This window comes from Streptomyces sp. NPDC051561 (assembly GCF_044454195.1).
GTDB lineage: Bacteria > Actinomycetota > Actinomycetes > Streptomycetales > Streptomycetaceae > Streptomyces.
In genome coordinates, this window is the sequence record NZ_JBITDM010000004.1 from 152659 (window position 1) to 179012 (window position 26354).

The 26354-nt window shown below is 67.3% G+C and carries 25 protein-coding genes and 1 pseudogene; 12 read left to right on the forward strand and 14 right to left on the reverse strand.

Translation table 11 applies throughout. From position 1 onward, the window contains the following. Positions 1-277: 277 nt before the first annotated feature. Together ACIA73_RS11580 and ACIA73_RS11585 are read right to left on the reverse strand one after the other, a co-directional pair. Positions 278-2701, reverse strand: coding sequence for a DEAD/DEAH box helicase (locus ACIA73_RS11580; protein WP_399438207.1), 2424 nt, complete (start codon positions 2699-2701; stop codon positions 278-280). Continuing rightward, positions 2698-4290, reverse strand: coding sequence for a site-specific DNA-methyltransferase (locus ACIA73_RS11585; protein WP_399438208.1), 1593 nt, complete (start codon positions 4288-4290; stop codon positions 2698-2700). The genes ACIA73_RS11580 and ACIA73_RS11585 overlap by 4 nt, the downstream gene beginning before the upstream one ends. A 245-nt stretch (positions 4291-4535) precedes the next feature. On the opposite strand from ACIA73_RS11585, the gene ACIA73_RS11590 reads away from it, so the two are divergent. Next, on the forward strand, positions 4536-5099 hold the full coding sequence (locus ACIA73_RS11590) for an HD domain-containing protein (protein WP_399438209.1): 564 nt from the start codon (positions 4536-4538) through the stop codon (positions 5097-5099). On the opposite strand, the gene ACIA73_RS11595 is transcribed toward ACIA73_RS11590, so the two are convergent. Together ACIA73_RS11595 and ACIA73_RS11600 are read right to left on the reverse strand one after the other, a co-directional pair. After that, positions 5087-5554, reverse strand: a complete 468-nt coding sequence (locus ACIA73_RS11595) for an NUDIX hydrolase (protein ID WP_399438210.1) — start codon at positions 5552-5554, stop codon at positions 5087-5089. The genes ACIA73_RS11590 and ACIA73_RS11595 overlap by 13 nt on opposite strands. Then, positions 5541-6314: an XRE family transcriptional regulator gene (locus tag ACIA73_RS11600; RefSeq protein ID WP_399438581.1), complete on the reverse strand. Its 774-nt coding sequence runs from the start codon at positions 6312-6314 to the stop codon at positions 5541-5543. The genes ACIA73_RS11595 and ACIA73_RS11600 overlap by 14 nt, the downstream gene beginning before the upstream one ends. A 94-nt stretch (positions 6315-6408) precedes the next feature. Between ACIA73_RS11600 and ACIA73_RS11605 the strand changes: the two genes are divergently transcribed. The 8 genes from ACIA73_RS11605 to ACIA73_RS11640 all read left to right on the forward strand — a co-directional run bounded on the left by ACIA73_RS11605 (position 6409) and on the right by ACIA73_RS11640 (position 12811). Then, on the forward strand, positions 6409-7101 hold the full coding sequence (locus tag ACIA73_RS11605; protein ID WP_399438211.1) for an HAD family hydrolase: 693 nt from the start codon (positions 6409-6411) through the stop codon (positions 7099-7101). A gap of 187 nt (positions 7102-7288) precedes the next feature. Next, entirely contained in the window at positions 7289-7840 is a 552-nt protein-coding gene (locus ACIA73_RS11610; RefSeq protein ID WP_399438212.1) for an adenylyl cyclase, read from the forward strand. A gap of 395 nt (positions 7841-8235) precedes the next feature. Beyond that, on the forward strand, positions 8236-8745 hold the full coding sequence (locus ACIA73_RS11615) for a nucleoside-diphosphate kinase (RefSeq protein WP_399438213.1): 510 nt from the start codon (positions 8236-8238) through the stop codon (positions 8743-8745). Between the two features lie 73 nt (positions 8746-8818). After that, entirely contained in the window at positions 8819-9118 is a 300-nt protein-coding gene (locus tag ACIA73_RS11620; protein WP_399438214.1) for a hypothetical protein, read from the forward strand. 145 nt (positions 9119-9263) lie between these two features. Continuing rightward, the gene (locus ACIA73_RS11625; RefSeq protein ID WP_399438215.1) at positions 9264-9848 is read left to right on the forward strand and encodes a CYTH domain-containing protein; all 585 of its coding nucleotides are present in this window, start codon (positions 9264-9266) and stop codon (positions 9846-9848) included. 37 nt (positions 9849-9885) lie between these two features. Then, positions 9886-10653 carry a hypothetical protein gene (locus tag ACIA73_RS11630; protein WP_399438217.1) on the forward strand — a complete coding sequence of 256 codons (768 nt, stop codon included), beginning with the start codon at positions 9886-9888 and terminating at the stop codon, positions 10651-10653. Further along, complete coding sequence (locus ACIA73_RS11635) at positions 10653-12047, forward strand: hypothetical protein (protein ID WP_399438218.1); 1395 nt, start codon at positions 10653-10655, stop codon at positions 12045-12047. Before ACIA73_RS11630 ends, ACIA73_RS11635 begins: the two co-directional genes overlap by 1 nt. Before the next feature lie 20 nt (positions 12048-12067). Beyond that, complete coding sequence (locus ACIA73_RS11640) at positions 12068-12811, forward strand: class I SAM-dependent methyltransferase (RefSeq protein ID WP_399438220.1); 744 nt, start codon at positions 12068-12070, stop codon at positions 12809-12811. A 199-nt stretch (positions 12812-13010) separates the two neighbouring features. Here the strand turns inward: ACIA73_RS11640 and ACIA73_RS11645 are convergent, their stop codons facing one another. Next, entirely contained in the window at positions 13011-13316 is a 306-nt protein-coding gene (locus ACIA73_RS11645; protein WP_399438221.1) for a hypothetical protein, read from the reverse strand. A 467-nt stretch (positions 13317-13783) separates the two neighbouring features. Here ACIA73_RS11645 and ACIA73_RS11650 point away from each other — a divergent pair, with 467 nt between their 5' ends. Beyond that, entirely contained in the window at positions 13784-14605 is an 822-nt protein-coding gene (locus ACIA73_RS11650; protein WP_399438222.1) for a DUF317 domain-containing protein, read from the forward strand. A gap of 157 nt (positions 14606-14762) precedes the next feature. Here the strand turns inward: ACIA73_RS11650 and ACIA73_RS11655 are convergent, their stop codons facing one another. The 9 genes from ACIA73_RS11655 to ACIA73_RS11695 form a co-directional block, all read right to left on the reverse strand. Further along, complete coding sequence (locus tag ACIA73_RS11655; RefSeq protein ID WP_399438223.1) at positions 14763-15152, reverse strand: hypothetical protein; 390 nt, start codon at positions 15150-15152, stop codon at positions 14763-14765. A gap of 97 nt (positions 15153-15249) precedes the next feature. Next, positions 15250-16944 carry a relaxase/mobilization nuclease domain-containing protein gene (locus ACIA73_RS11660; protein ID WP_399438224.1) on the reverse strand — a complete coding sequence of 565 codons (1695 nt, stop codon included), beginning with the start codon at positions 16942-16944 and terminating at the stop codon, positions 15250-15252. 4 nt (positions 16945-16948) lie between these two features. Next, the gene (locus ACIA73_RS11665) at positions 16949-17335 is read right to left on the reverse strand and encodes a plasmid mobilization relaxosome protein MobC (RefSeq protein WP_399438225.1); all 387 of its coding nucleotides are present in this window, start codon (positions 17333-17335) and stop codon (positions 16949-16951) included. A gap of 455 nt (positions 17336-17790) precedes the next feature. After that, positions 17791-19092 (reverse strand): hypothetical protein, encoded by a 1302-nt coding sequence (locus tag ACIA73_RS11670; RefSeq protein WP_399438226.1) that lies wholly within the window; start codon positions 19090-19092, stop codon positions 17791-17793. 2 nt (positions 19093-19094) lie between these two features. Continuing rightward, on the reverse strand, positions 19095-19613 hold the full coding sequence (locus ACIA73_RS11675) for a hypothetical protein (RefSeq protein WP_399438227.1): 519 nt from the start codon (positions 19611-19613) through the stop codon (positions 19095-19097). A gap of 87 nt (positions 19614-19700) precedes the next feature. Then, positions 19701-20393 carry an ATP-binding protein gene (locus ACIA73_RS11680; RefSeq protein ID WP_399438228.1) on the reverse strand — a complete coding sequence of 231 codons (693 nt, stop codon included), beginning with the start codon at positions 20391-20393 and terminating at the stop codon, positions 19701-19703. Positions 20394-20396: 3 nt separating this feature from the next. Beyond that, positions 20397-21311, reverse strand: a complete 915-nt coding sequence (locus ACIA73_RS11685) for a hypothetical protein (RefSeq protein WP_399438229.1) — start codon at positions 21309-21311, stop codon at positions 20397-20399. Between the two features lie 255 nt (positions 21312-21566). Then, a complete protein-coding gene (locus tag ACIA73_RS11690; RefSeq protein WP_399438230.1) occupies positions 21567-22160 on the reverse strand; it encodes a hypothetical protein in 594 nt (197 codons plus the stop codon). A gap of 325 nt (positions 22161-22485) precedes the next feature. After that, entirely contained in the window at positions 22486-24261 is a 1776-nt protein-coding gene (locus ACIA73_RS11695; RefSeq protein ID WP_399438231.1) for a recombinase family protein, read from the reverse strand. A gap of 30 nt (positions 24262-24291) precedes the next feature. Between ACIA73_RS11695 and ACIA73_RS11700 the strand changes: the two are divergent. Continuing rightward, positions 24292-25032 (forward strand): annotated as a pseudogene (locus ACIA73_RS11700) (pirin family protein); the annotation flags it as partial. A 222-nt stretch (positions 25033-25254) separates the two neighbouring features. Further along, on the forward strand, positions 25255-26340 hold the full coding sequence (locus ACIA73_RS11705; RefSeq protein ID WP_399438233.1) for an AI-2E family transporter: 1086 nt from the start codon (positions 25255-25257) through the stop codon (positions 26338-26340). The last annotated feature ends 14 nt before the right edge of the window (positions 26341-26354 follow it).

Here is a 26354-nt window from a genome sequence, read left to right on the forward strand (position 1 = left end):
GCGCCCCGTCGTCGTCCAAGTCCACGACGTCATCTTGCTACGATCCGTAGCTGGATACGCCCAAGTTGCACTCTCAGCAGGAATTCTGGCCAAGGCAGACCAGCTGCGCTCACTGCCGAGCGGTTCCGTCCATGCCTTCGGGCCTGCAAGGTCGTGGCGGATGGCGCCGGACGGTGCCACCAGATCCAGTTTCCTCCGATCGGAGGAAACTGGATCTGGGCTCCATGGCGCCGAGGGCGCCCTCTTACCGCCCAGCCTGTTCACACAGCAGATCTGATCATTCCGGCTTGGCAAGCGCGATAAGTGACTCCCACGACCCTCTGGCATCCTTAATGATCTTCTCGGTTGCGAAGATGTACCGCCACGTGCCGAACTCGCCGTAGTCTCGGACGAAGCGGGCCCAATCCTCGGCAGCTCGCCGCTTCTCAAGCACCTCGGGATCGTTCGCCCGGTCGTTGGATTTGCCCTCCACGACCCAGTAGGTTCCCTCGGTATCGATGACGATGAAGTCCGGGTAGTACTTCTTCCCGTTGTCCCTCTCAATCCAAAGGGGGCCTGGGTCGTAGTTCCGTAGCCACCACTGCACGCTGGAACTCGCGTCAAACAGGTGCGCCATGGCGTACTCAGTGCTGCCAGCGTCGAAGGAGGCAACCGGTTCGACTGAGTGCTCCCAGCCCTCGTACCAAAGGTCCTTACGGAAATCCGCCCACTTACTGACGACGTTCGAGGGCATGGGCGGCGGGGGCACGGTCGGGAGGTCTACCGGGCGAAAGGCATACGTAGGCTGAAGTTTGCGCGTGTCGTAGGCAGTCTTGACCAACTTGCCAAGAGCGGTGGCTGCCTGAGCGGCGCGCAGTTCACCCCACTCGTGCTCCTGGTCTTCCGCAGTCACGCCGGCGCCAGCCAAGAACTCACGGACAACGCGCTCGGCCGCTCGGGATTCGGCAAACGTCTCCTCCACGTACCCGCTGTTCCAGATCCGCCCAAAGAGGTCGTCACGGAGCCCGGAAATAGAGATGAACTTCTGCGTGGCGTCAACCGATTCGGCTGCCGTCACGAACGTGCCCACCTTGCTGTCCAGACCGCGCTGGGCGTCGACCGCCTGCCGTACCAAAGGGACCTTGAACTCATGCTTGTACGCGGCGCCCTCGGAACGCGCGGCTGCGTTATCGATGTAACTGAAGGAGAAACGAACGGGAAGAATCTCCCGCTCACGCCTGGGAAAACGGATGGTGGGCGCACCGGGAACCTTTGCCCGGAGCGTTGCGACAGCTTCCTTGTCGCGCATACCTTGGGCGATGACGGCGTCCATCGACTCGACGTGCATCAATGGCGAGCCGTCCACCAGGTCGTCGCCGATAACACGCGGGCGGGACGTGAAGGTAAGGATCTGCTGCTCGTCACCACTGCTCGGTTGGTCCGCGACAGGCGCTGGTTGCGGACGGTCCTTGTCCAGGTCACCGCCTTCAGCGGGCAGAACCTGCTGTAGCAGCGCATCCTTATTGGCCAGCAACTGCCGGTAGGACTCGTGGGCTACGAGGTCGACTGTGTCCACCATGGGGGTACCAACCCGCCGCCCGTAGGGCAACCGCAGTCCGCGGCCGAGGACCTGCTCCGTCAGGGTCTCCGATGCAAGTGCCCGCAGTCCGACGATTACCCCAATGTTCTTGACGTCCCAGCCTTCCTTCAGCTTGTTCACCGAGACCACGACGCGCACTGGCGAATCGGCCTCTTCCACCGCGTCCAGGGCCCGCAGTGCGGTGTCGCTCGACTGCGAGGTGATGGTGAGGACCTGACCCTCGTCGGGAAACATGTCATCGGCTGTCAGCCTGTCCGCGACGCGCTCGGCGTCAGGGATGTCGCGGCACACCACGAACAGGACAGGATGCACGGGGGTCCTACCCTGCGCTTCTGCCCATGCAGTCCACGCAGCGTCCTTTATCCGCAACAAGTGGCAGGCGTCGGCAAGAACCGTGCTCTCGTCCTTCCGACCATCCGGTCGATAGACGATCACGGGGATTTTCACAAAGCCGTCGGCAATGGCCTCGGCAAGGGAGTACTGGAAGATCGGCTTGACACCCGGTGCGGGCGTTGCGGTGAGTCCCACAACTGCCCGTGCACCCAGGTCCTCGATGGCTTGGTTGAACGACTTCGCCTTCGAGCTGTAGACGTGGTGCTCGTCCGCGATGACTACGAGGTCCTCTACCTGCTGAAGGTGCTGGTAGAGGCCGGTGCCAATGAACTCGTCCCGGGCCCGCACCTTCCTGGACGTCTTGTCGCTGGGGCGGATCAACTGCTGCACATTAAAGACGAACAGCTTCGTGACCGTGTCGTCGTGCAGGGCGTCCCCCACCTGCCCCCGGGAGAAGTTCTCCGAGGTGATCACCAAGGGCTCGGTATCACTGCCGTACACAAACTTCGCATGCCCAGGCGTGAAGTTGTCGACCGTCTTGTCCTGGATCGTCGTCCCTGGCGTGACAACCAGGATGTTTCGAACTCCCTGCGTAGCCAGGTAATCCACCAGGCCGGCAAGGATGTACGTCTTGCCGACACCCGTCGCCAGGTCGCACACCACTTCGCGGCCGTCTCCGTCCGCGATCGCCTCGGCAACCGCACGGACGGCCGACGCATTTGGTGCTCGAAGGTCCATCCTCGCCGCGATGTCGTCCACAAGCGAGGCGTCGTAATCGATCCAGGTCATCGCACAGCCTTCCCGCGACGCACCAGATCGCGAGGCGCCTTCAGCACCTTGGACCCTCGGCTCAGCTCCACCACGAGACTCTCAGCTTCGGGCGTGACGCCCCTGCCGACAATCACTACGCGTTCCCCCTCATTCAAATGCCCAATAACGCCTCGTGCCACGACCTCGTCCACGACGCCGTCGACGACGGCCAGCCGAGCACGTCCCTTCATGCCGCAGAACGGCCCATCGTCGTCGCTGTCATACCTGAAGCCCAGTTGCGCCGCCACGACTGCTGCAAAGCCTTCACCCTTGGCCCAATCTGCGAGGAAGACGCGACCATCGACGATCTCGAACGCGGATGGTGCGACCTTGAGGCTCCTGAAGCCGCCTCCGCCTTCCCATCCAACGGTCTTGGTGACGCCTCCCGGGTCATCGCCAGCGACGACCTTTTCCAAACGAGGGTGAGTGAAGGTCTCAGCCGTCTCCTCGAGGATCTCGGCAGTTACCCAGCGGCGTCCCATCTTGTGCGCTACCGCAGCGGTCGTGCCTGAACCGGCGAACACGTCGACTACAACGTCGCCCGGGGCAGTCGCGATCTGAATCACGCGCTTCAAGAGGGCCTCAGGCTTCGGCGTCGAAAAGATCCGCGACCGATCGAAAAGTTTGGTCACCTCACCCTTCGCCTGGCGATTGTCGCCGACCTCGTCGTGCGTCCAGAAAGTGGTAGGCACTAGACCACCCAGTTCCGACTGGAATCGCTTCCGAAACGGGAAGGTGCGACCAGTCTTGCCCCACCAGAGACGGTCGTCTGCACGCAGGGCATCGAAGGTGTCTCGCGAGCACGACCACCAACGGTTGCCTCGCGGGGAAAACACCTCGCCGTGCGGACCGACCACTTCATAGCGACCGTCCTCATATGCGTGGGAGGCCGTGAGGTCCGACCTGCGCCAGGGCCCACGAGGGTCGTTATCCGGGTTCCAGAACTCCTTGTCGCTCAGCTCGGTGCGATCGATCTTATTGAGCACAAGATCGCTCTTGGAGCGGGCATAGACGAGGAGGTAGTCATGAACCGAGGAGAGATGCTGGGCGGAATTGTTACGCGCGTGAATCTTCTGCCAGACAACAGTCCCGACAAAGTTGCCACGTCCAAAAACCTCGTCCATGAGAACGCGGCAATACGCCATCTCGGCATCATCCAGATGCACCCAGACAGATCCGCCAGGGGCCAGAAGGTCTCGGATAAGCACGAGTCGGTCACGCATCATCGTGAGCCAAACGGAGTGCTCGAGCGCGTCGTCGTAGTGCTGGAAAGCCTGGCCCGTGTTGAACGGCGGGTCAATATATACGAGCTTTACCTTGCCACGGTATTGATCACCGTATTCCGGGTTGCGGACGAGAGCCTGCAGGGCGTCATAGCTGTCGCCCTGAATAAGGAGGTTGTCCGCTGCCGTGCCGGTGATATCACCGACCTTGCCGGTCTCCTGCAGTAGTCGGACTTCTGTAACTCGCGGGTCCTGCCGTGAAACCCACTCGTATCCGCCGTCCGCCGTGTTCCGCAGGGCCTCATCCCTGCCGACCCACGACAGGGTCAGGCGTCCACTCGTCACCCGCGACCACTCCCATGCACCTCGATCGGTCCGCGATTTAAACGCAGACCACAACACTCACTGCAAAGGTACCGGCCACCGCCGACAGCGACGAGCGGTTGCGAGTTGTCGGTGCTGCGATTCTGCAAGTGGTCACTTTCCGGCACAGACAGTGTCCTGCGCCTCGCAGTCCCTACCGCTTCGGCGCCCCGCTCCCTCGTATCAGCGATGCTTGCGGGCACTGCACCCCGGGCAGACAGCAGGGCATGGGTGATCTGATCGTTGAATGGGCGAAACGGCTGGCGGAAGCCGAGCTCAGCACCCCGCTGCCGCGGCGGTGGGCACATACACAGGGAGTGGGCGACCGCGCGGCTGAGGTGCGTCAGATTCTCGGCTTGGATGCCAGCCTGCTTATCGCTGCTGCCACCCTCCACGACGTTGGGTACGCACCCCGGCTGGCCGTAACAGGGTTCCATCCCCTGGACGGAGCACGGTTCCTTCGGGACGAGCACGGGGCCGACGAGCGGTTGGTGCAGCTGGTCGCGAACCACTCATTCGCGCTGCTGGAGGCTGAGGAGCGGGGGCTGCAAGATGAACTCATGAGCGAGTTCCCCTTGTTGGACGATTCGCTACTCGTGGACGCGCTCGTGTACTGCGACATGACGACCACACCCGACGGGGACCGGACCACCGCCGAGGACCGGGTGGCGGAGATCGTGGGCCGCTACGGGGCAGACAGCATCGTCGGACGCTTCATCCGGCGGGCCTCGCCCGAGATCTTCGGGGCCGTGGGGCGCGTGGAGGCGGTGCTGGCAGCTCAGCCCAGGTAGGGATACGTGCCGGCGAGGTAGTCACCGATCTGCTGGCGCATGCTGGCGTGGATGTCGTACTCATCGAGGTCCGCGGGCAGGACGAAGCGGACGTCGTCAGCCTCGTCGTTGATCGTCGGTTCGCCGCCCACGGGGCGGCCGATGTAGGCGTTCTCGTACTGCTGCCGGATCTCACCGTCGGTGTAGGCCACGATGTGGTGGGGGTTGGTGTACACCCCGAGGAAGCCGGTGATCTCGGCGACGATGCCGGTCTCTTCCAGGCATTCGCGTATCGCGCACTGGGCGGCCGTCTCGCCGATGTCCTGTGCTCCCCCGGGCAGGGCCCATTGGCCCGTATCGCGGCGGCGCTGGAGCAGGATGGCTCCGTTGTCGTCGACGACGAGCAGGTTGCTGGCCGGGATGAGGGTATTCGCCTTCGGCGCGGCGGGGTCGTTGTAGTACTCAGTCCTGCCCATGTGCGGCGGTCCCCTCCTGGTCGGGAGTCCAGGGCCTGGAGGCGGCCCAGACGGCTTCGAAGCTCTGAGCGTAGTTCTCGAACCACCCTGTGCTGTCACCTCTCTTGAGGTGGAGCAGGGGGTTCGCGCTGGCCGGCTGTCCCCAGACGTGCGGGTTGATCAGCAGGTTGTCGTCGTAGCGGAACATCGACGTGTACAGGGTGGTGTCGTGGAGGCGGACCTCGCACCCCGCCGTGGGAAGCAGCGGGCGGTAGTACGTGAGGGAGGCTCGGACCTTGGCGGCGAGGGTGTCGCCGATGCCCTCCTCCCGGCCTCGGATGGAGACGGCCTGGCCCGCGGGGTCGCCGAAGCACAGGCGGACGCGGACGCCGTCCGACGCGCGCTCGCCGAGCATCTTCGCGACGTGCGGGTTGGACTGGGCGAAGAACGTTCCGGAGAAGACGAGCACGTTGATCTGTTCCTTGGCCTCTTGGAGGAGCGTCAGCCAAGTCTCACGGGGCACGCTGGCGCGGTTCTGGTAGGTGCCGATGAGCTCGTCGTCGACGACGGGAGTCGGCTTCGGCGCGCGTTGCTGCGGCGTCGGCCAGAGGAAGGATTCATCCATCCGTAAGTACTGGGCGGCTCGGAATCGGTGGCGTGGGTGGGGAAGCCGTCCGCCGAGCCAGCGGCCGACGGTCTTGGGGTCCACCTCACAGACCTCGGCAAGCGACTCGGGCGAGACGCCGCGCTGCGCGAGTACGGAGTGCAGTCGCTCGTTCACACTCGTCATCCAAGCGGAGGCGAGAGGTGCCGGGCAAGGACGTTTGGGAACGTTCTCGTGCGAGGCAACGAGGACGGGTACCTACGCTGGCGCCATGGAGCTCATTGTTCTGTGGGACATCGACCACACGCTCATCGAGAACGCCGGGGTGAGCAAGGAGATCTATGCCGCCGCGTTCTCCTCGTTGGCCGGCCGCCCTCCGAGTGGGCCGGCGCCGACAGAGGGGAGGACCGATCGCCTGATCATGCGCGAGATGCTTGCGCAGCATGGGATGCGCGTACCTGAGTGGCCCGTTGTCGAGGCTGCGCTGGTCACGGCAGGTGAGGGGCGGGAGCAGGACCTGCGGCAGCGGGGAACCGCCTTGCCTGGGGTCCACGACGCCCTCGTGGCGGCCTCTGAGCACGCTGGCTGGGTCTCCTCGGTGCTGACGGGGAACATCGCGCCCAACGCCCGCGTGAAGCTGTCCGCCTTCGGCCTCGATCCGCTGCTGGACCTGGCCGTCGGCGCCTACGGTGCTGACGCCGACCAGAGGCCCGACCTCGTCGCTGTCGCGCGTGAGCGGGCCCTCCGCCTGCGGGACGTGCCGGAGGGTGCTCCGGTGGTTCTGGTCGGCGATACCCCCAGGGACGTCGAAGCCGCCCTGGCAACCGGGTCCCACGTCATCGCGGTCGCCTCGGGGATTCACAGCGCGGACGAACTCGCCGCCGCCGGCGCTTCCACGGTGCTGCCGGATCTCGCGGACACGAGGCGCGTGCTCTCCCTGCTGGAGGGCTTTGCGCGCCGCTGAAAACGTCCCAGGACGTCCTCGCGAGCGTCCTCATACGCGGTGATGCGGTCCCCGTGGGCTCGGCCACTATCGGAGCTCGAACAGGGGCTACCTGCCGGAGGGTCTAACCAGACCCCGGAGGGACGTGCTCCGCACGGAGTGGCCGTCCGAAGGCCCCTGTGTCACCGCCGCTATGGAAGAGGGAACGATGAAGCGCGAGTACGAGGTGAAGTTCCTGGATGTCGACGCGGCCGGGCTGCAAGTCGAGCTGTCCCGGCTGAGTGCGGTGCAGGTACTTCCCAGGACATTGATCACCCGCAAGTTCTTCGAGGGGCGCGTACTCAGGGACGGGGCCTCGCTCCGGTTGCGTAACGAGGGGACGAGGTCCGCTCTCGTGCTCAGGCAGGGTGTGGATGGTGGCGAGGAGATCGCGACGGAGGTGGGCGACCTTCGCGCCGCGTCCAAGGTCTTGTGTCACCTCGGGCTCCACGAGTCCCGGTACCAGGAGAACTACCGCGAAGGGTGGGTTCTGGGGGAGGTCGCCTTCGTCTTCGAGATCTGGCCCGACCTCCCTCCCTTCGTCGCGGTCAAGGGGCCCGACGAGGCGACGGTCCGCCAGGCCGCCGCGTTGCTCGGTCTCGACCTCGACGACGCTCGCTCTGGTGGCGTCCACGACATCTACAGGTCGGAGGCCGGGCGCAACATCCTGGTCGAGCCCACGCTCCTCTTCGCTGACGCCGTACCCGCCCAGGGCAACTGATCGGGTGCCTGGGCAATGTTCCAGCGAGCCGCCGAGAGCACCGTCCTTCTGCCCGCAGGGCACCCGTCCTCGTGAAGCCTCAGCAACTTTGGGAGCGGTTCAGATGGGCCCCCGGCAGTTGTTTCCGATGTGAGCGGCTCGGCGTTCCGGTCGCTGATATCGGAACCATTGTCGTGGGCGACATCGAGGTGGAGATCCACGCGTGCCAGAAGTGTGTCTTCCGCCTGGAACAGCTGCACTGGGGCCTTGTGGAACGTCAGTCCTGGCCACGTGGCCGGTAACCCTCTCCGGGCCCAACTGGCAGGCACAGAAGGGTGTTCCGCCGCCGGTAACCTCAGGCGAGCGGGTCGCTGAGCGTCCCGCCACATGGCTTGCCTGAACGTGAAAGGGAATCGATGGCCCAGGATCAGGAAAACACCGTGGAGCGCACTCTCGTCCTCCTCAAGCCCGACGCGTTGGTCCGCGGATTCGCAGGGAAGATCATCGCCCGATTCGATGACGCGGCACTGAAGATCGTCGGCATCAAGATGAAGCAGATGGACGCCGATTTCACCCGGCGCCACTACTTCGACCTGGAGGAGCGGCTCGGTGCTGAGGTCTACAACCTGACCTCCACCTTCATGCAGCAGGGCCCGGTCATCGCGCTCGTGCTGGAGGGCTTCGACGCCGTCGCCACCGTACGCAAGATCGTCGGAAGCACGTACCCGAACGAAGCCCCCGCAGGCACGATCCGCGGTGACTTCTCGCACTACAGCCGGAGCGCCAGCGCCGCGGCGGGCAAGGCCGTCGCGAACCTGGTGCACGCCTCGGGCAACAAGGCCGAGGCCGATCAGGAAGTGGACCTCTGGTTCGACAAGGACGAACTCCACGACTACCGCACCCTCGCGGAGATCTTCACCTACTGAGCAAGACCGATGTCACCTTTCGCCCGTCGACGCGTTGAACACCCCCTGGCACCGAGACAAGAAGGAAAACGCCATGACCAACCCGACCCGCGTCGCCACCGTCCACGAGCTGGAGACCATCTTCCAGAACGAGCTGGCCACCGACCGGTGGGCCGCGACGGAGACGGCGTTCGCGCTCGCGATCCGCGCTCGCGACACCGGTGACTGGGAGAAGTCCCGCGAGTGGGTGGCCCAGTGCCTGACACTGCTGGCCGGCTTCCCGGACGAGACCGAGGACCAGGTCGCCACCAAGCGCGTCTCCGTCGGCGGTGTACCGCTGCCGAACTACCTGCACGAGGGCGTCGTACGTGACCGCTTCGGCGAGCTCGCCTGACGCTCTCAACTCCGGGCGGTGCGGCGCACATGCACGTACCGCACCGCCCGGACATTGATCCACCACACACCGCACTGAACCGAGCCAGCCCCGCTTTGCCTGGCTCGGGCGGATCACCCATGCCCAATTCCGTAAGGGAGCCACTGTGGCCATCGAGATCGAGATGCGCGCCCGCTTCGAGAAGGAAGCGCACGAGCAGCTGCTCGCACGCCTGACGCGGGAGGCCGAAGACCTCGGCTGCGACGACAAGAACATCTACTTCTACGTGTTGCCCGATCAGCTGCTCAAGGTCACGGACAACACGGCCGCTGGCTCCGCGAAGATCACGCTCAAGGCCAGCAAGATCGGCCAGGGGGCTGCCTTCCCGGAAACCGAGTTCGCCATCGGCCGCGAGGACGTACCGGCGGCGGTGCGGATCTTCAACGCTCTCGGCTTCGAGGAGTCCATGCACCAGGCGTTCAACCAGCGCCATAACTTCCGCTTCCGCGGCGTCGAGATCGCCGTGAAGTGGAGCGAAGCCTGGGGACACCACGCCGAGTTCGAGGTGCTGCTGGACGAGGAAGCGAGCGCCCTGGCGCAGGACGAGGCCGAGGGCCGCATCCGCGCGGTCGCCGAAGAGCTGGGCGTGCACCTCATGACCGAGCACGAGTTGGCCGAGTTCACGGCAGCCTTCGAGGCCGCCGAGCAGGAGCGCAAGGAGCAGGCGGCCGAGACCGCGTCTGCCAGCTAGGAATCCGCTGTCGTAGACCACCAAGGAGGTGGGCCCGATGAGCACGACCTCGCCGGCCGACAGTCTGGTCGAGCTGGCTGCCCACAAGCAGCTGCCGCACCACCAGTACACCGATTCAGTCACCGTGCGCTGGATCGCCGCGAACCGGCCGGACTTCTCGGACGGCCCGCCTCCTCCACTGCGGGAAACCTCGCAGACGCTGTTGCCCCGGACCGCCCTCCCCGCCGCCTGGTTCGCCGAAGCGGAATGCCTGGAGTCCCTCCATGGGATCCGGCACGCCATGCGCACGGCTGCCCTGGCCGCTCTGCTCGCAGAGGCAGTCGACCTCGGCGACGACGACACCTCCACGCTGGTCCTCGCCGCAGCCGTGCACGACTGCCGTCGCCTGCACGACAAAGACGACCCCGGTCACGGCGCCCGTGCCGCTATCTGGCTCACGGACAACGCCGACACCGTCTGGGATCACTTCGGGCTCATTGCGGCGCCCCAGAGGATCGATGCCGCAGCTACCGCGGTGCGGCTGCACAACGTCCCGTACGGCGCCTTCACCGAGGACGATCACTCCGACCACGCCCGCACCGAAGCCGTCTGCGACCTCCTCAAAGCCGCTGACGCCCTGGACCGCTACCGGCTGCCGAAGCTCACATGGTGGCCCGATCCCACTCAGTTACGGGTCGACGCATTCAACGCCTTACGCCCAACGGCCTTCGATCTCGTCGTTCACTCCGAGAACGCCTGGCTGACGGGCGTGAGCGGCGAGGAGGCCGTCCTGGGCGGGCTCGCACGCCTGGGGCTGACCCGCTGATGGACTTCCTGGACGCGTACGAGCAGTGGGCCGACGCCCACGCCTTCTTCGACACGACGCTGATCCCCAGCCCTGTGGACAACCGCGACCCGCTCGCGGAGCAGACCACTGCCTGGGAGAACCGACTGGTCACCGAATCCCCGAACGGCCACCTTCTCCGGGACAACTCCCTCTTCCGCGCGCTGAGCGGTGACGGCAAACTGCACCTGCTGCATGTCACCCACGCCCTGGAGGAGATCAGCGACCACGGATCCCTCTACCCGTCCGGGGGCTGCCTGGTGGGCAGCGTCTACTGCGCGCCCCTCGCCTCGACCGGTCGCGGATACCGGATGCACAACCTCGCGGAGTACATCCTCACCAAAGAGGCCCCGGCCTTTGTGGCCAAGGCCGGCGCCCCCAAGCGCGTCCCGACGCCGCTGATCTTCGAGATCAACCTGCCGCCCCAGGCGTACCGCGGACTGGCCGGAGTGGACTACCTCCGTCTGGGATCGATCCACCTCCAGATCTACAGCCGCCTGGAATACCTGCTCTCCAAGGCCGAACGGCACCAACTGCGCGAGACCGTCGTCAGCCGAATCAAGAACTCCGCAGCCTTCCTCGCTCTGGCGGCAGCCATCGCCTACCAGGGCGCTACCGTCCAGCCGGATGCCTTCTTGCGGCTGCTGGACGAGGCGATACCCCGGCTGCCGATCCTCGGGTACGTCTACTTTGAGGCGCTGTCGGAATACCTGATGCTGCACTCCACCACGCCGCAAACGAGAGAACGGGCCGAGCTCGGCGAGTTCGACAACTGGCTCTACAAGGACATGCTGTTCGCCACGTTCCCGCGCATGGCGGGCAAGTTCGACCTGGCGAAGTTCCGGCTCTCGCCGGACGAGCTGGACACGCTGCTGTCCCGGATCGACCCCGGCCTCGACGCGGTCCACGCGCGCGCCTATCTCACCGAGAGGGTCAGCCACCTCGTCGCGGCCCGGCTGTTCACGCCGGGCCAAGTCCCTGAAGCCTGGCACCACACGCGCTGGGAATTCGACAGCCTGTCCACCCAGCTCGGCCCGCTCCTCGGGCACCTGATCCACCGCGAGTTACGGACCTTCGGCCGGTACCCGGACTTCTACTTCTACTTCGACCAGCACAAGGCACTCCAGGCGTGGAACTACTGGAACCACATGGACATCATCGCGCCCTTCAACGGCACGATCCCCAAGGGCGAGATCGGCATCAACCCCGCGTACCCCGACCTCGACTACCGGGTCTGGCGAGCCGAACAGGACGACTCCGGTCGGCTCCACCCTGCCGAAGAACTCGGGCTGACCATCGCCCCGCGCCTCGTCGACATCAAGTACACGCTCATGCGCAACAACCAATGGTCCGACCCCACACCTGCCCCAGCCTGAAGCGAGAGGAACCGAAGCTGATGACTCAGCCCAGCACGGCCACCACCGCCGTCGACCACCTCGGCGAGCAGATCGCCACCGTCCTCGCCGACCCGGCCACCACCCACGGGCTCGCCCGCACGCTCCGGGCAGCGGCCAAGGAGATCGAGCTCAACCGGTACCACCAGGCCAGCCAGCGAGCGTGGCCCGACGGACGCGTCGACGTGCCCGTGAGGAAGGTCCAGATAGGCGGCGGCTCCCACCGCATCAGCGGCTTCTTCAACATCGACGCCGTACCGCCGGCCGACCTCCTCTGGGACGTCCGAGAGGGGCTCCCCCTCCACGACGTCAGCGTGGACCTGCTCTTCTCGGAACACTTCCTGGAGCACATCGACTACCCGCGGTCGGCCAAGCACTACGCCCGAGAGGCCCACCGCGTGCTCGCTTCCGGTGGCCAGCTGATCACGGGAGTGCCGGATGCGGCCTTCGTGCTCGGCCAGTACCCCACCAGCCCTGGCCAGGCACGGGAGATGATCTCTCGCTGGTACGCCAAGCGGGATTGCCGAGAGGACATCAACACCTACCTCGACCTGATCAACTACGTCTTCCGCGACCAGGACGATGACCCCACCTACAGCCCGCACTACTGGGCGTACGACCTTGAAAAGCTCACCCAGCTCTTTGGCGAGGCCGGATTCGCCTCCGTCGAGCCCTGGGACTTCGATCCCTCGCTGGCGAACCCAAAGCGCGAGTGGGCGAGCGTCTACGTAATCGCGACCAAGTAGAGGAACTCTCCAGTGGGGCGCGCCTCCCGGGAACGCGTCGTACACCGCGGTGGTCGGGAACGCTCTTCGAGTGGCCTGTCGCCGCCGCCTGACGTGCATCCCCCTCTTTCATGGAACGCCCGATCATTACGTATGGCGGCGGTCGGCAGCCGTCCTCCGTCGGAGGGCGCTCGCGGTCACAAACCATGCTCTGGTTGTCCTACAAGTGGTCGAGGGGTTCGGCGGCGTACGTCCCGTCGCCGAGCGGGGCGTCGGTCAACTCGAAGCGGCGCGAGAGGCTGCCGATCCGGTGGGTGATGACGCTGCCGGTCGCCCGGGTGGTCTCGTAGTGCAGAGGAGCGCCGTCGGCGCCGGTGGTGCCCAGAAGACTGAAGCGGCGCAAGACGCTGGGAGGTGCCGGGGTGGTCCGACGCCGTCGGTAGAGCCAGCCGGCTGCGGCGGCGAGACCGGTGACGAGCAGGCCGACTGCGGTCGGGATCAGGAACTTGTCGAACAGCGCGTACATGGCGGCATCACTCCTGCGAGGCGGGTAGAGCCCGCCGTGGTGACGAGCCGCGCCGACAGTGCCGCAGGCGGGGGTTAGCTGCGCAAGCCCCATTCATCCGGCCTCTCCATCCAGGAAGTTGGGAACGGTCGGCGGCTCGTCGTCCAGCGCATTCGGTACGCCCCCTCCCAGGCGGGACGGGGCGAGTGTCCGTAGTGGGCGAAGGCGGCGCGAAAGACGGCTGCAAAACGACTGGCCCAATGTCGAGGGACAGCAGTTCGCCGCGGGCAGACAGGAAAGATCGGCAAAGGACTGGCTATGCGGGGCAAGGGATGTCAACGTAAACGACCTGGTCAGAGCATCTTCAGGTCAGGTGTCCGCAGCACGGCAGCTCGTTCGGCGACAGCAGCTCGTCGCCGCTTATGCCGTTGCGTTCTTCGGCGTTCGGCCCCTTCCCAACGACGGCCTGAAGATCTCCCTTCGTGCCCTTGGAGGCGCTCCTGCATCCCCATTTCCCGTTTGATCCGTCCCCTGCAACCGGCGTATCTCCCGCGTACTGGGTCGGCCCCCGCCACCTGGCCGGCGACGACGGCCGCCTCTACGACGCCGTCGCGGACCGCCTTTCCGGCTTGGGCTGGACGAGCCTGGCGGTCGTCCGAGGGCGGCGCGAGCCCGACGAAATGCCGGAAGACCATCAGGTGCTGCGCAGCACCGTGCTCTACCTCAGCCGCGACGCCCTTCGGTGGGCTCAGTGGGTCCTGGCGGACGAGCCGTTTCATCTCGGTGAGCTACCGGTCGCGTGGCAGGTTTCGGCGCGTACGGACGAGACGAGTCCCCTCGCGGACTGGTCTGCCTACTTCACCCCGGGCGTTCCGGGTGAGGCCGTCGCCGACTTCCTCGCGGCGCTTGATGCGTGCGACCGGCCCACCGTCGACTCCGCAGGTACCGAGGCGGTTCTGAATGCGGCCACCGCTCACGGATGGTTCCGCGATGCCGACCAACCGCGGGCGGCGGCGATGCATCCCACGTTCACGGGCCGACTCGGCCTCGCGGAGGTTCCGTCCCTCATCCAGGACGGCAACCCTTGTGCTCTCACGGCCGAGGCGGATGATCCGGGGGTGAGGGGCTGGCAGGCGTGGGCTCAAGCTCGTGAAGGTGCCCCGTATCTGTGGGCCGCGTCGTTCAGCGCGAGCGTGCCGCACGACCTCGTTGCTGCGTTCACCTCCTCGCTGACCTCGACGGCACCGGTGCTGCGTCGGGTGCTGCCGGAGAGCACAAGGGACCGGCTCCTGTGCGCCCCTGCCGGCTGAGCTGAGGTCTGATCTATGAAGCCGGGTCCCCTGAAGGCGGACTCGGCGTTGCGCCGTTTTGGCACTTGAGCTGGTGTGCCGCAGGCCCGGCCGGTGTTTCCGGTCGGGCCTGCGGCATGCGTGGGGCCAGGGCTCACGTGGGTGGGCGCGTGGCCGGTCAGTCCTGTGCGTGCCCGGTGAGCTCGTCGAATGCGGCGTCGGTGCTGAAGATCTCGGCCAGGCGCTCGAACTCCGCGTAGTCCTCGTCGGTCATGAGGTCGTAGACGCTGCCAGGGAAGTCATCGGGCATTCGGGATGCGTACTTCATGTACAGGCTGACGATTGCCTTTTGCGTCACGTGGCGTTCGCTCATCCAGTCGCCTTCCGGCTGTGTGAGCGCGACTGCGATGTCTATCTCCGCCGGGGTGCAGGTGGCGAGCAAGTGGTACTCGGCGGAACTGAAGGGACGCCCGTCCCAGTGGTACGGGTGATTGGGTTCGCCGCGGCGGGAGATGTCCACGTCGGTGAGGAGCACGATGGCGCGGGGGCGTATGTCGGTCTGGGTCATACAGGAGGTCCTTCCGGAGGGGGTGAGGCGTTAACTCTCCGGACGATCGCCGGTTTGGCGAACCGGTGATCGTCGGTTACATTCCGCCGCTTGTTGCTCAGCGCCGTTGAGCCTGTGAGCGCTGCGGGGGAGGAGTCGCGGCCGTCGAATGGGCTGGGAAAGCGGGCTGTCGCGCGGCGCCTCGGGCCCTGGCTGCCTGGGCCCGCGGGTTGGGTGTGCGACGTTGACCGAGGCGACGGATGCGCCAGGTCAGCGCGCGGGCTGGGTTGTGGGCGTCTTCGAGGGTGCGCTGGCCCAGGGCCTGGCTGAGGATGCTGGCCGCGTTGTGCCCTGCTGCTTCTGCCTCGGCCAAGACGGTGGCGAGCGCGTCCCAGGCGGGGTCGTCGAGGATGCGTTCGGCGTAGTCCGGCACTGCCTGCCGTAGGTGGTGAGCGAGGCGCTGCTGTGTCTGCCGGGCGGGGGCGCGTCGCGCGAGGCCGGCCAGGACTGGCTCGGCGACCTGTCCGTAGGCGGCCCGCAAGTGGAGGAGGGCCCGCTCGGCAGCCTCTTCCTGCTGGGCGTTCTGGCGGGTGCGGTGCCAGTGGGCGGCGAACGCCACCGCAGTGAAGACGGCGTCCAAGAGCATGGCGAAACCGGCACCGTCCTTGTCCTGGGGGTGGTCACGCCAGATGGCCTGGACACTGCGACGCAGGACTCGGGTGCTGTCGAGGTCGGCGGTGATGCGGGAGCGGGTGGCGCGTTCGAAGAGGATGGCGGCCTGTTGTAGGTCGGCCCTGGCGGAGGCCGGCGCGACGATGGGCAGCAGGTCGAGTGCTGCGCCGAGAGCGACCAGCTGCCCTTGGGCGACGTGGTCGTCGTCGGCGGAGAGGTGGCGGGGGATGCGTTCGGTGGCGGCGGTGGCTTGGTGCCACGGGTTGCCCGGCCGTGCGGCGACCGGTTCGGGGTCGGCGGTGGTGAGACGTTCGCGGATCCTGGGCAGGGAGAGGTCGGGGGACAGCGTGGATCCTGCGAACCAGACGGGTTCGCCGTTCTCGTTGGTGTCACCGGGCAGAGCGAAGTTGCAGCCGAGTGCGTCGCCGGAAGGACCACGTTTGAGGCGCACGCTCACACCGGTCGCCTCCAGCAGGGCGAAGAACTCCGCCTCGCTGTGCGCGGCGGCGACCGCCCTGCGCACACGTACGCGGAGGACTTCGCGGGCCGTGGTGTCCCGGCCCAGCCGCTTGGCCTTGAAGTGTTCCTTGCTGGTGGGGCGCTTGGCCGCGGTCCCATCGCCCGCTTTCAACCGCCTGAGCCCGTAGTCGATTTCGATCTGACGGGCTTCCTTCTGCACGGCCCGTTTGTCGTGGTTGCGTTGAGGGCGGCGGCCGTCCTGGCGCACCAGGGTGGCGGCGATGTGGATGTGGTCGTCCGCGTGACGTACGGCCACCCATCGACAGGCTTGTTCGTCGCCGTCGGAGGCGAGGCCGGCGGCGGCCACGATCCTGCGGGCGACCTCTGCCCATTGGGCGTCCGTGAGGACCGGGTCCTCGGGGGCGGCGCGGACGGGGCAGTGCCAGAAGGTGGTTTGCGGTGCGAGGTCACCCAACATCCGGACGGGCTGGTCGAGCTGTGCGGCGAGCTGCTTCTCCACCTCTTTTGGGTCGCGGTGCGGGCTGCGGCCAGGGTCGGGGGCGAAGTCGTTCCAGGATGCCACCAGGTGCGGATCGACGTGCTCGTTCGCCCGCCCCTCGCCGAAGAGGTAGCGGATCAGTCCGCGAGTACCACCCTGACCAAGGATGATCTTGGGTATCACGGGCTCACCGCCCTTCCATCACCCGTGCAACGGCATCGTCCAGCGATTCCACGGATGCCTCAACGCGGTGGAGGATCCGTAGGACGGTGTCGGCTGCGGGCATGTCTCCGTCCTTGTTCAGGTGTCCGGTGAGCTGGTTGAGGTTGTTGCCGACCCATCCGAGCTGCCCGTTCGCGGCGAGCAGCGCTTTTACGGTGGCGCGGTAGTCGGCCACGGCGGCAGTGGGGTCTTCGGCGCGTGCGGCGGCCAGCGAGCTCTCGGCGACGTAACCGCCGGGTGTCATCTGGCCTCCGGCGGCAGCGTGTTGGACGAGGTCGAACTCGTGGTCGTTGTAGCGAGGATGGACGCGGCGCTCGCGCAGCTGGCGGTCACGGAGTCGACGGCGCGGCACGGGCTCGCACGCGACGGACGACGAGGTGCTGGTCCCTCCCTCGGTCGGCACCCCCGGGCCGACCGATTCCGGTGCCGCCCCGGTGCCGGAAGCCTCCGCCCCCTGTGGGGTGAAGGCCGGGTAAGGACTCCTTACCCGACAACTTGCTGGCATTGGGGCTGGAGTGGCGGCCATCTGCTGCTGGGACGTGGGGTTTCCGTCGTGCGAGTCGTGCATGGGGGATCCGTTTCGGAAGATGGTGGGGAGAATGCAGTAGTCCGGGGGCGACGGGGTTTGCCGCTCATGACCTGGAAGGGGGACGGTCTCCGACTGCACGGCTAGGCCGTTCTGATGCCGCCGCCGCTGATGCCGTAGCCATTGGGACTGACCTCCTTCTCTGGATGGGTAGGGGAGGCCGAGTGCGGGCGTACCGGAAGTAGTTCCGGTACGCCCGCTCGGCGTTGGAGCCCGTACTGTCAATCGCCGCTGAGGTCGGCGAGGTCCGGCGTGATGGCTTTGCCCTCGGCCTCCAGAGCGTCGAGAGCCTGCGAGATCCGAGCATTGGAGGCTTTGCGGTCGAGCTTGTCGAGTTCGGTGCGCATGGCCATGTGAGTGGTGGGTCCGGCGCGCCCTTCGAGATCGCGGGCGATAACGATCAGCTCGTCGATGGAGGTGTCGGGCGGGCGCCCCGTACGGCGAGGTCGGGGTTTCGGCTCATTGCGTTCCGGAAGAGGGCGAGGTGTTTCCGGCTCCTCTGGAGCATCCCGCTTCGCTGGCGGTACGCCCTTCTTCCGCTGGCGCTTGGGAGTGGGGACTTCCGGTACGTGCTCTCGTGCGGGGTGCGGCTGGTCATGGGAACGCGGAGCCGTACCGGAAGCGGAGTCACCGGAAGTCGGCAGTCCCGGTGGAGTGGATGCGGCGTGCTGGCGGGTGCCCGTCTTCCAGGGGAAGGCCAGGTCGGCATCGAGTAGCGCCGAGGCGTTGCGGCGGGCCGCGAACCGGGCCAGGAGCCGCTCGCGCTGTTGCGGATCGGTGGCCACCTGGGCTCGGTCTATCGCCTCGGCCAGGCGGCGAATGGCGATCTGGCCTCGCAGGGTTGTGCGATATGCCTTGGGCCTTGCGGAGAGGCGTGCGGCCAGGGTGGCTGCCTTGGCGGTGGCGCGTTCGCGGGCGATCTCCTGGGCGTCACGGCTGCGGTCGGCGATGCCCAGGCGAGACAGGAGCCGCTCGCGGACCTCGCGCCCGATTCGCGCGGCCAGGCTGTTGGAGGTGGCCTTGGCAATGCGGTGGCGCAGCTCGATGCCCATGGCCAGGTGCCAGAGCACGGCGGCCAGGATCGGCCCGAGGAAGGCCCTCACCGAGCCGCCTACCGGACCCGATTCGGCGTACGCGGGGATGATCTGAACCGCTGTGATGACCCAGACCAGCACTCCGGGTGTACCGGGTGCTCGCTTGTCGCTGTGGAGGTTCTGCCGAGCCAGTAGGGCCATGGAGAACAGTGCGAGCTCACCGGCGGCGAACATCGCGATCCGTTCCGCTGTGCTGTACAAGCCGAGGAAATGGGCAGCGAATCGCCAGCTGGTGTCGGCGCTGTAGAACGTGCACATGGTGGCGGCGACAGTGGCTACCCGGAGCGCGAGGGTTCCTCGCCGCTCACGAGGTTGGCCGTTGATGCCGATCCGGCTTCGCAGGGCCAGGTATGTGGCGAGCGCCCCGAAGGACACGGAGGCCAGGGCGGTGAGGATCACGGGAGCGGTGTCCCACGCAGACCAGGGCATTGTCAGGCGTCACCACCCTGAAGTCGTTGCTGGCTCACGGTCGGCCCCCTCTGCTGAGCCACGCGTGCGGCGTGCTCAGCGGCCAGGACATAGAGGTGGACGGCGCCCAAGGGGATGAGGGGTGCGCTTGCCGACATAGCGAGGACGAGGATGTCGGCCAGGGTCCAAGGGCCTCCCGGGCCCTGCTGGTCAGCGAGGGAGTGGAGTACGGCGATTGTGATGGCGCGTACGACTACTGCGGCGACAGCCAGCCCCCATGCATACTCCTCGTCCCGGATGGAAGCCTGGCGCAGCCGGACTATGGCGGCGATCGCCAGGGCGATGAACCCGTCGAGGGCGCCGAGGAGCACGTAGGGCAGAGGCGCGGAGGCGCGTGTTGTGGCGGTGAGTTGATACACGAGGTCGAGTGCGAGCAGGAAGGTCAGTCCGGCCAGTACGACGGCCGTGATGCATCCCCGTGGAGCGGTCCAGGGCGAGCGGGAGGTTGGCGTCAGGGCAGGGGGAGCTGCAGTAGTGGACATACGAGATCTCCAAATAGCCGTCCGGACATGGGTTTTCACCCGCGCGGACGAGCGGTCAAGGTGAGTGAGTGGTGAAGCGGCTGGCGCTCAGGCGAGACGGAGAGCGCTGCGGCGGCGGTCCTCGCCGGTGAGCGTGACTCGGTCGGTCATCTCCGCGAGGCGGGACGCGACACGGTCGCCCAGGGTTGTACGCAGGTCGCGGATGGGCAGGTTGGTGGTGATCAGGGTGGGGCGCAGGTGCTCGTACCGGTAGTTGATCAGCCGGTAGGTGAGCTCCTCGGTCCACTCGCTGGCCTTCGCGGCGCCGAGGTCGTCGATCAGCAGCAGCGGGCAGCGCATCAGCCCGTGCAGCTCGCGCTCGGGGTCATGGCCCGCCCGGGGGCGGAGGTTGGCATACAGGTCGGCAGCGGTGACCGCCTGCCAGCGCAGCCGGACACCGGCCGCGAGCAGTGCGCGGACCGCCCCGTACGCCTGGTACGTCTTGCCGGTGCCCGTTGGGCCGGCGATCAGAAGCGACGGGCCCTCCGCGATGCCCGGCGCCCCACCGGGGCCCGACCGTCCGATACGGGAGATCTCGTCCACCCACGCGTTGATGCCCGAGTGCTCGGCGTACGCGTCCCGGTAACGGGCCGGGATGCGGGCGGCAGCCAGCTCCAGGGCCGTGGCGCCGAAAGCATCCGCTTCCGGCGCGGTGGGGGCGGAGCTGGCGATACCGGCGGGGATGCCACGGTCGGCGAGGATGCGGGACAAGCGATCGGCGAGAAGCTGCGGCTCTGCCATCGGTCAGAGCTCCTCGGCGTAGGCGGCGGCATCGGTCGGGTTGGTCCAGGCAGCGTGGCGGGAAGAGTGTGAACCCGCAGCTCCTGAACCCCAGTTGGACTTGGCCGTGGCGTTCATCGCCTCGTGCACCATGCTTCCCAGCACACTGGGATGCGCGCCCTTGGCCCGGTGAAGGTCGAGCGCGGCACGCAGGTGGCCGACCTCGATGCCCTCGTCGAGCAGCTTGTTGACCTCGCGGCCGAGGTGGCCGAGGAACTCACGTGGTGGGCGGTGCGCACACCCGGCGATGTACTCGGCGATCAATTGCCCAGCCGAGACGGTGTCCGGTGCGGGGGCGCTCTCGCCCCCCAACGGGGGAGATCCAAGATCCATGGTCCTAGGTCCTAGATCCGGACCGTGAACCTTCACAGCGCTCTCCTGCGCTTGCCGTGAGGGCTCACTGAATCCGCCCTGACCTGTGGGTTTGTCACTCCGTGCGACTTCCCGTCGATGACCGGAGCCTTCACGGGGATCTCCCTGCGTACTCACGACGGTGCTGTGAGCCTGCACTGCGAGTCCGGTGGAGCGCCCGCCCTGGTGGCGTGGGCATGCTGGGCAGCGGCTGCCGCTGGGCCGGTTGATCTTCTGGTGCTTGGACCACGTGACGATGTGGAGGTAGCGCTTGCCGTCCTCACCTTCGTACCGGCAGATCAGCCCGGCCCCGTCGAGCTGGTTGAGGTCGTCCTCGACCTCCAGGGGCCCGTGTTCGGGGCGAAGGGACCACAGGGCACCGGCGATGACGGCGGCCTGATCGCGGAAGCGTCCGTGATCGTCGGCCTGGGTGAATAGGCCGATGAAGGTCCGTTCGGCGGCGATGGACACCTCGGCCAGCGACTCGGAGGTGAAAGCTTCGGGCTTGATGGTGCGTATGCGTGCCAAGGGACGTGGTCCTCACTCGGCGGCCGGAGGGTGGGGTGCCCGGGGCTCGCCGTCGTTCAAGGGGGGAGGGAGAGAAGGGCGGCTTCGCCGCGGAGCAGGCCGGCATTTCGGGCCTGCTGTCCAGGTGGAACCACACATAGCCACACTCGGCGCGCACAAGTCCAGCCCCTTTGGGGTAGATCTCTGACGGCAGAACCGTCGGCCCGATTTGAGCCCAACAGGGATGCCTTGCAAGGGAGTTGGGGAACGTCGGGTCTACGCCGCGAGGCCGAGCGACCACGGCCCACGTACTTTGGCCGCCGGCTTGTAGTACGAGACCTGGCGCCCGTTCCCCGTGGTGAACACAACGCACTCCAAGGAGAGCTCGCAGAGGGAAGAGCCATGCCCTGTCGCGAGGTCCGCGCGGAACGGCTCCACCGTTTCAGCGAACCGCCACGAAGAGGACCGGAAGCGGAACACGCCCATCTCCGGGTCGTCGGCCAGCCGGAAGAGGACAGTCGTGATCGGCTGTGGTCCTTGGCCGAACCTCGCTCGCTCCTTGCGCTGCGTCATGAGCGGTGGGCAGCCGCACGGAGTTCCGGCCCGGTCCGTGGATGCCAGGAACACGTCGCCGTCGCAGTGGTGGGCGAGGCCGCGGGAGTCCCACAACTTCATCTCCATGAAGACGAGCTCCGGCCCGTCGACGACGATCGGAAGGGTGGACCGCTCGGAGAGGACCTCCCACTGTTCGGCGCCGTCGGCAAGGTGCGATTCCGGCTCGCCTCCGAAGGTGCGTCCGAACCTCGCGGCGGTAGACGCCGAATCAGTGATCAGCCGCCATTCCGGCTGAGGATGGAGCTTGTTGCCCACGACACGGCCGAACTCGACCTCGCCTGCGACGTCGCCGGCTGACGTGGGTTGCGTGCGGATGTGGAGCGGTTCGAATGTTGGCGTGAGAGCGGCTCGGCGAGTGCCGACTGTGGCCTCGGTGCGGGTGCCTGATGCGGGCAAGGGGTGTCTCCCGACTCCTCGCTGTGGGGCGGCACGATGCCGCCCGGGAACAGATCCAGAGTCTGGAGAAGCGCCGGTTTCGCTAACCGGCGATCCGGGTGTACATTCCCGGCACCCTTCGCCCCTAGTTGCGTAGGTGTGTCCGGGGGCTGGTGGGCTCAAGCCAGTTACTGCGTGACCGACGTCACGCGGCAACCGTGCCTGCGGCCGGGGCCTCGCCGCGCAGCTTCTCTGTTTCGTCCGGCTCCCGCGCGGGGCGCACGAACTCGATCTGCGTCCGCCGCTCGACCGGCGTCGACTTACCCGCGCCGGATGCCTTGGTGACCGTGATCCGCTGGACGAAGAGCTTCACGAAGTCCCGGCGCTCCTGTGTCGTCGCCGACGCCCACCAGGATCCTTCGCCCACGGGGTCGACATCGCCTGCACCCACCGGCAGCCACAGGTGGATCGGCAGTGTGGGTGTCGCTGCTTCCTCCAGCTCGGCGAGGCGTGCTTCGGCTCGTTCCATGCGGCCGAGCAGCCGTTCGCGGCGGTCCCGGAAGCGTCGTCGGCCTACGGGGTCGTCGTAGTCGCCGGCTTCTTCCCTGTCGTACAGCTCCTCCAGGGCCTGCTTCGCGTCCGCGCGCTCGGCGACGAGGCTGCGGCGCTCGCCGACGATCTCCGGCTGTTCCAGCTGGGCCGTGTAGCGCCGGGCGGCCTCGGCGAGGATGACGGCCGTCTCGGGGTCGTCCTCGGCGGTCTGGATCAGGGCGAAGATGCGGCGGGCCACGTGCAGGTCCAGGGTCCGCATGGAGATGGTGCACTCGCCCTCGTGCTGGCCGGGCAGGATCTTGCGGCGGCGGCAGCGGTACGCGCCCCTGTTCGGGGTGGTCGCGCGGTGTGACGTCATCACCGCGTCGCACTCGCAGTACAGGGCCTCCATAGCCGAGAGGACCGCGTGCCCGCGCGAGAGGCCCTTGCCCTGCCCGCGGCCTTCGAGCCACTGCTGTAGCTCGTGCCAGTCGTCCGGCGGGATGATCGGCGGGTACGCCAGGACCGGCTTCATCGATTCAGGCTCGCGTTCGATGCGGTAGCTCTCGATGGCGCTCGTCAGCTTGCCGTCCTCGCGGCGCCTGTAGACCGGGGTCGCCGCGTAACCGGCGACGCGTGGGTCCCGAAGAATGCGCATGAGGGTCTTCGGGTCCCACACGCTGCCCTTGGTCTCCTTGCCGACGGTCTGGCCCTTCGTGGGCACACCGTCCACGGTCATCTGCGCGCAGATGCCCGTCAGGGAACCGGGGTGCCTGCGACCGCCGCCCGGCTTGTAGGGCACGTCCTTGTGCTTCTTGATCGTCTTCCAGACGTTCTCGATCACGGTTACCTCGTCGGGCGCGTGCTCCAGAAGTTGGATCACGATGGGTCTGCCTTCCGGGGTCATGCGCGTGGCCGGGGCCATGCGGAACCCGTAAGGCGGCTTGCCGCCGAGATACCCGCCGAGGGCAGCCGCCGTCTTCTTCGCACCGCGTACGGCGTCGCTCTTGTTCTTGCTCTCGCTGTGGGCCGCGTCGAGCCGCAGGATCAGATGGATCAGGTCCATGAGGTTGCCCTTGCGGAACTCGCCCTCGGTGAGGCTCACGATCGTCACGCCGAGGTTGAGCAGCTCCGTCACGATGGGGATGGCGTCGAGCGGGTCCATCCGCGACAGGCGGCTCACGTAGTAGACGAGGATCAGGTTGACCCGGCCCTCGTGACAGTCCTTGAGGAGCCGGTCGAAGTCCGGGCGCTCGTCGCCCTTGAAGGCCGAGATCCCGAGGTCCTCGTACGTGGTGATGCTCACCGCACCTCGGCGTTCGGCCTCGGCCACACCCGCAGCGCGCTGCGTGACCGTGCTGACCTCGGACTTGTTGGTCCGCCCCACCGACTGGCGTCCATACACTCCGGCGTGAATGTCCATGCCGGTCACCACCCCTGGCCTCGTCATGGGAGGACTGTAGTCCCCCAACTGGTCTCACCCAAGGGCACCCCCTGGCACCCGCACCGCGGCTTCGAGACCGTCACGTACCTCATCGACGGCGAGATGAACCACCAGGACACCAACGGTGGCGGCGGCACCATCACCAACGGCGACACCCAGTGGATGACGGCCGGTTCCGGCCTCCTCCACATCGAGGCGCCGCCGGAGTCGCTGGTCATGTCCGGCGGGCTCTTCCACGGCCTCCAGCTGTGGGTGAACCTCCCGGCCAAGGACAAGATGATGGCCCCCCGCTACCAGGACATCCGCGGCGGCGAGGTGCAGCTGCTCACCACCCCCGACGGCGGTGCGCTGCTGCGAGTCATCGCGGGCGAACTGGACGGCCACCAGGGTCCGGGCATCACCCACACCCCCGTCACGATGATCCACGCGACGGTACGGCCCGGGGCCGAGGTCACGCTGCCCTGGCGCTCGGACTTCAACGGTCTGGCGTACGTCCTGGCAGGTCGCGGCACGGTGGGTACGGACCGCAGGCCGATCCACCTGGGCCAGACCGCGGTCTTCGGCGACGGCGGCTCGCTGACCGTCCGGGCGGACGAGAAGCAGGACGCCAACACTCCGGACCTGGAGGTGGTCCTCCTCGGCGGGCAGCCGATCCGCGAGCCGATGGCCCACTACGGCCCCTTCGTGATGAACACCCGCGAAGAGCTCCAGCAGGCCTTCGACGACTACCAGAAGGGCCTCCTGGGAGTAATCCCGGCCGCTGTCCACGGCATGTAACCACCAGCGCCGGCTCCGCCCCTGAGCGGACGAGGCAGGGCGGCGGGGGCGCGGCCCCGCCGCCGGAGTGGGCTGCCGGGGGCGGGAGTGCAGGGCGGTCCCGCCGCCCGAGCGGGCTACCGGGAGGGGGAGGGGCAGCCCCCCAACCCCCATCTGACCCACCGTCACCCGCCCAGCCCCCGCCCGAAGGCGCGCCCCCCGCCCCCGTGCTCTCGTGGCCCCATGCTCCCGACCGCGTCGAAGAAGCCCCTCCTCCCCGAACCCGCCCGCCGCATCGCCGCCTGGTGCGTCGTCGCGCTGCTCGTGGCCGGGGTCGCGGCCGTCGGCATCTGGCTCTGCATCACCTTCAGGACCGCGGTGACCCCCGTCCTCCTCGCGATCCTCGGCTCCGCCCTCCTCGGCCCGCTCTACCGGCGGCTCGTCGCCATGAAGGTCAACCAGTCGCTGGCCGCCGCCCTCACCTGCGCGGCGATGGTCGTGGTCGTCGGCGGTGCCGGCTGGATCGTGGTCAGCGCACTCGTCGACACCGGCGAACAGATCGTCACCTCGGTGCAGCGCGCCGCCACCGATCTCATCGAGAAGTTCGGTGGTGAGGGGACCACGCTCAACGACCTCGCCAGCCGCTCCAAGGACCTCCTCGGCAAGTTCGGCGGCTCCGCCGCATCCGGACTGCTGGCCGGGCTCGGCATCCTCGGCGAGTTCATCGCGACCGCCGTTCTGGCGCTGCTGCTGGTCTTCTTCTTCATGCGCGACTCCGACCGTGCGATGTCGTCCCTGCGCGGCCTCGCCCCGCGTGGCGCCGGTGACACGGCCGAGGCGATGGCCCGCCGCGCCTTCGAGGCGGTCGAGGGCTTCATGCGCGGGACCACGTTCATCGCGCTGATCGACGCCCTCTGCATCACCGTCGGCCTGCTGATCCTTCAGGTGCCCGGCGCGGTCGGTCTGGGCGCACTCGTCTTCGTCGGAGCGTACGTCCCCTACCTCGGCGCGTTCCTCTCCGGCGCCGTCGCGGTCCTCGTCGCGCTCGCCGACCGGGGCCTGGTCATCGCGCTCTGGGCGCTGGGCGTGGTGCTCGCCGTGCAGGCCCTGGAGGGGCATGTCCTCCAGCCCATGATCCAGAGCCGCACGGTGCAGATGCACCCGGCGGTGGTGATGCTGGCCATCGCGGCCGGGGCGTCCGTCGCCGGGATCCTCGGCATGCTGCTCGCGGTGCCGTTGACGGCCGCCGCGTTCGGCGTCCTCTCCGAGATCAGGGGCCGGTACGAGGCGCGGGCCGCCCACGAGACACCGGCCGCTCCCCCCGCCTAGGGACCCCGAGCCCC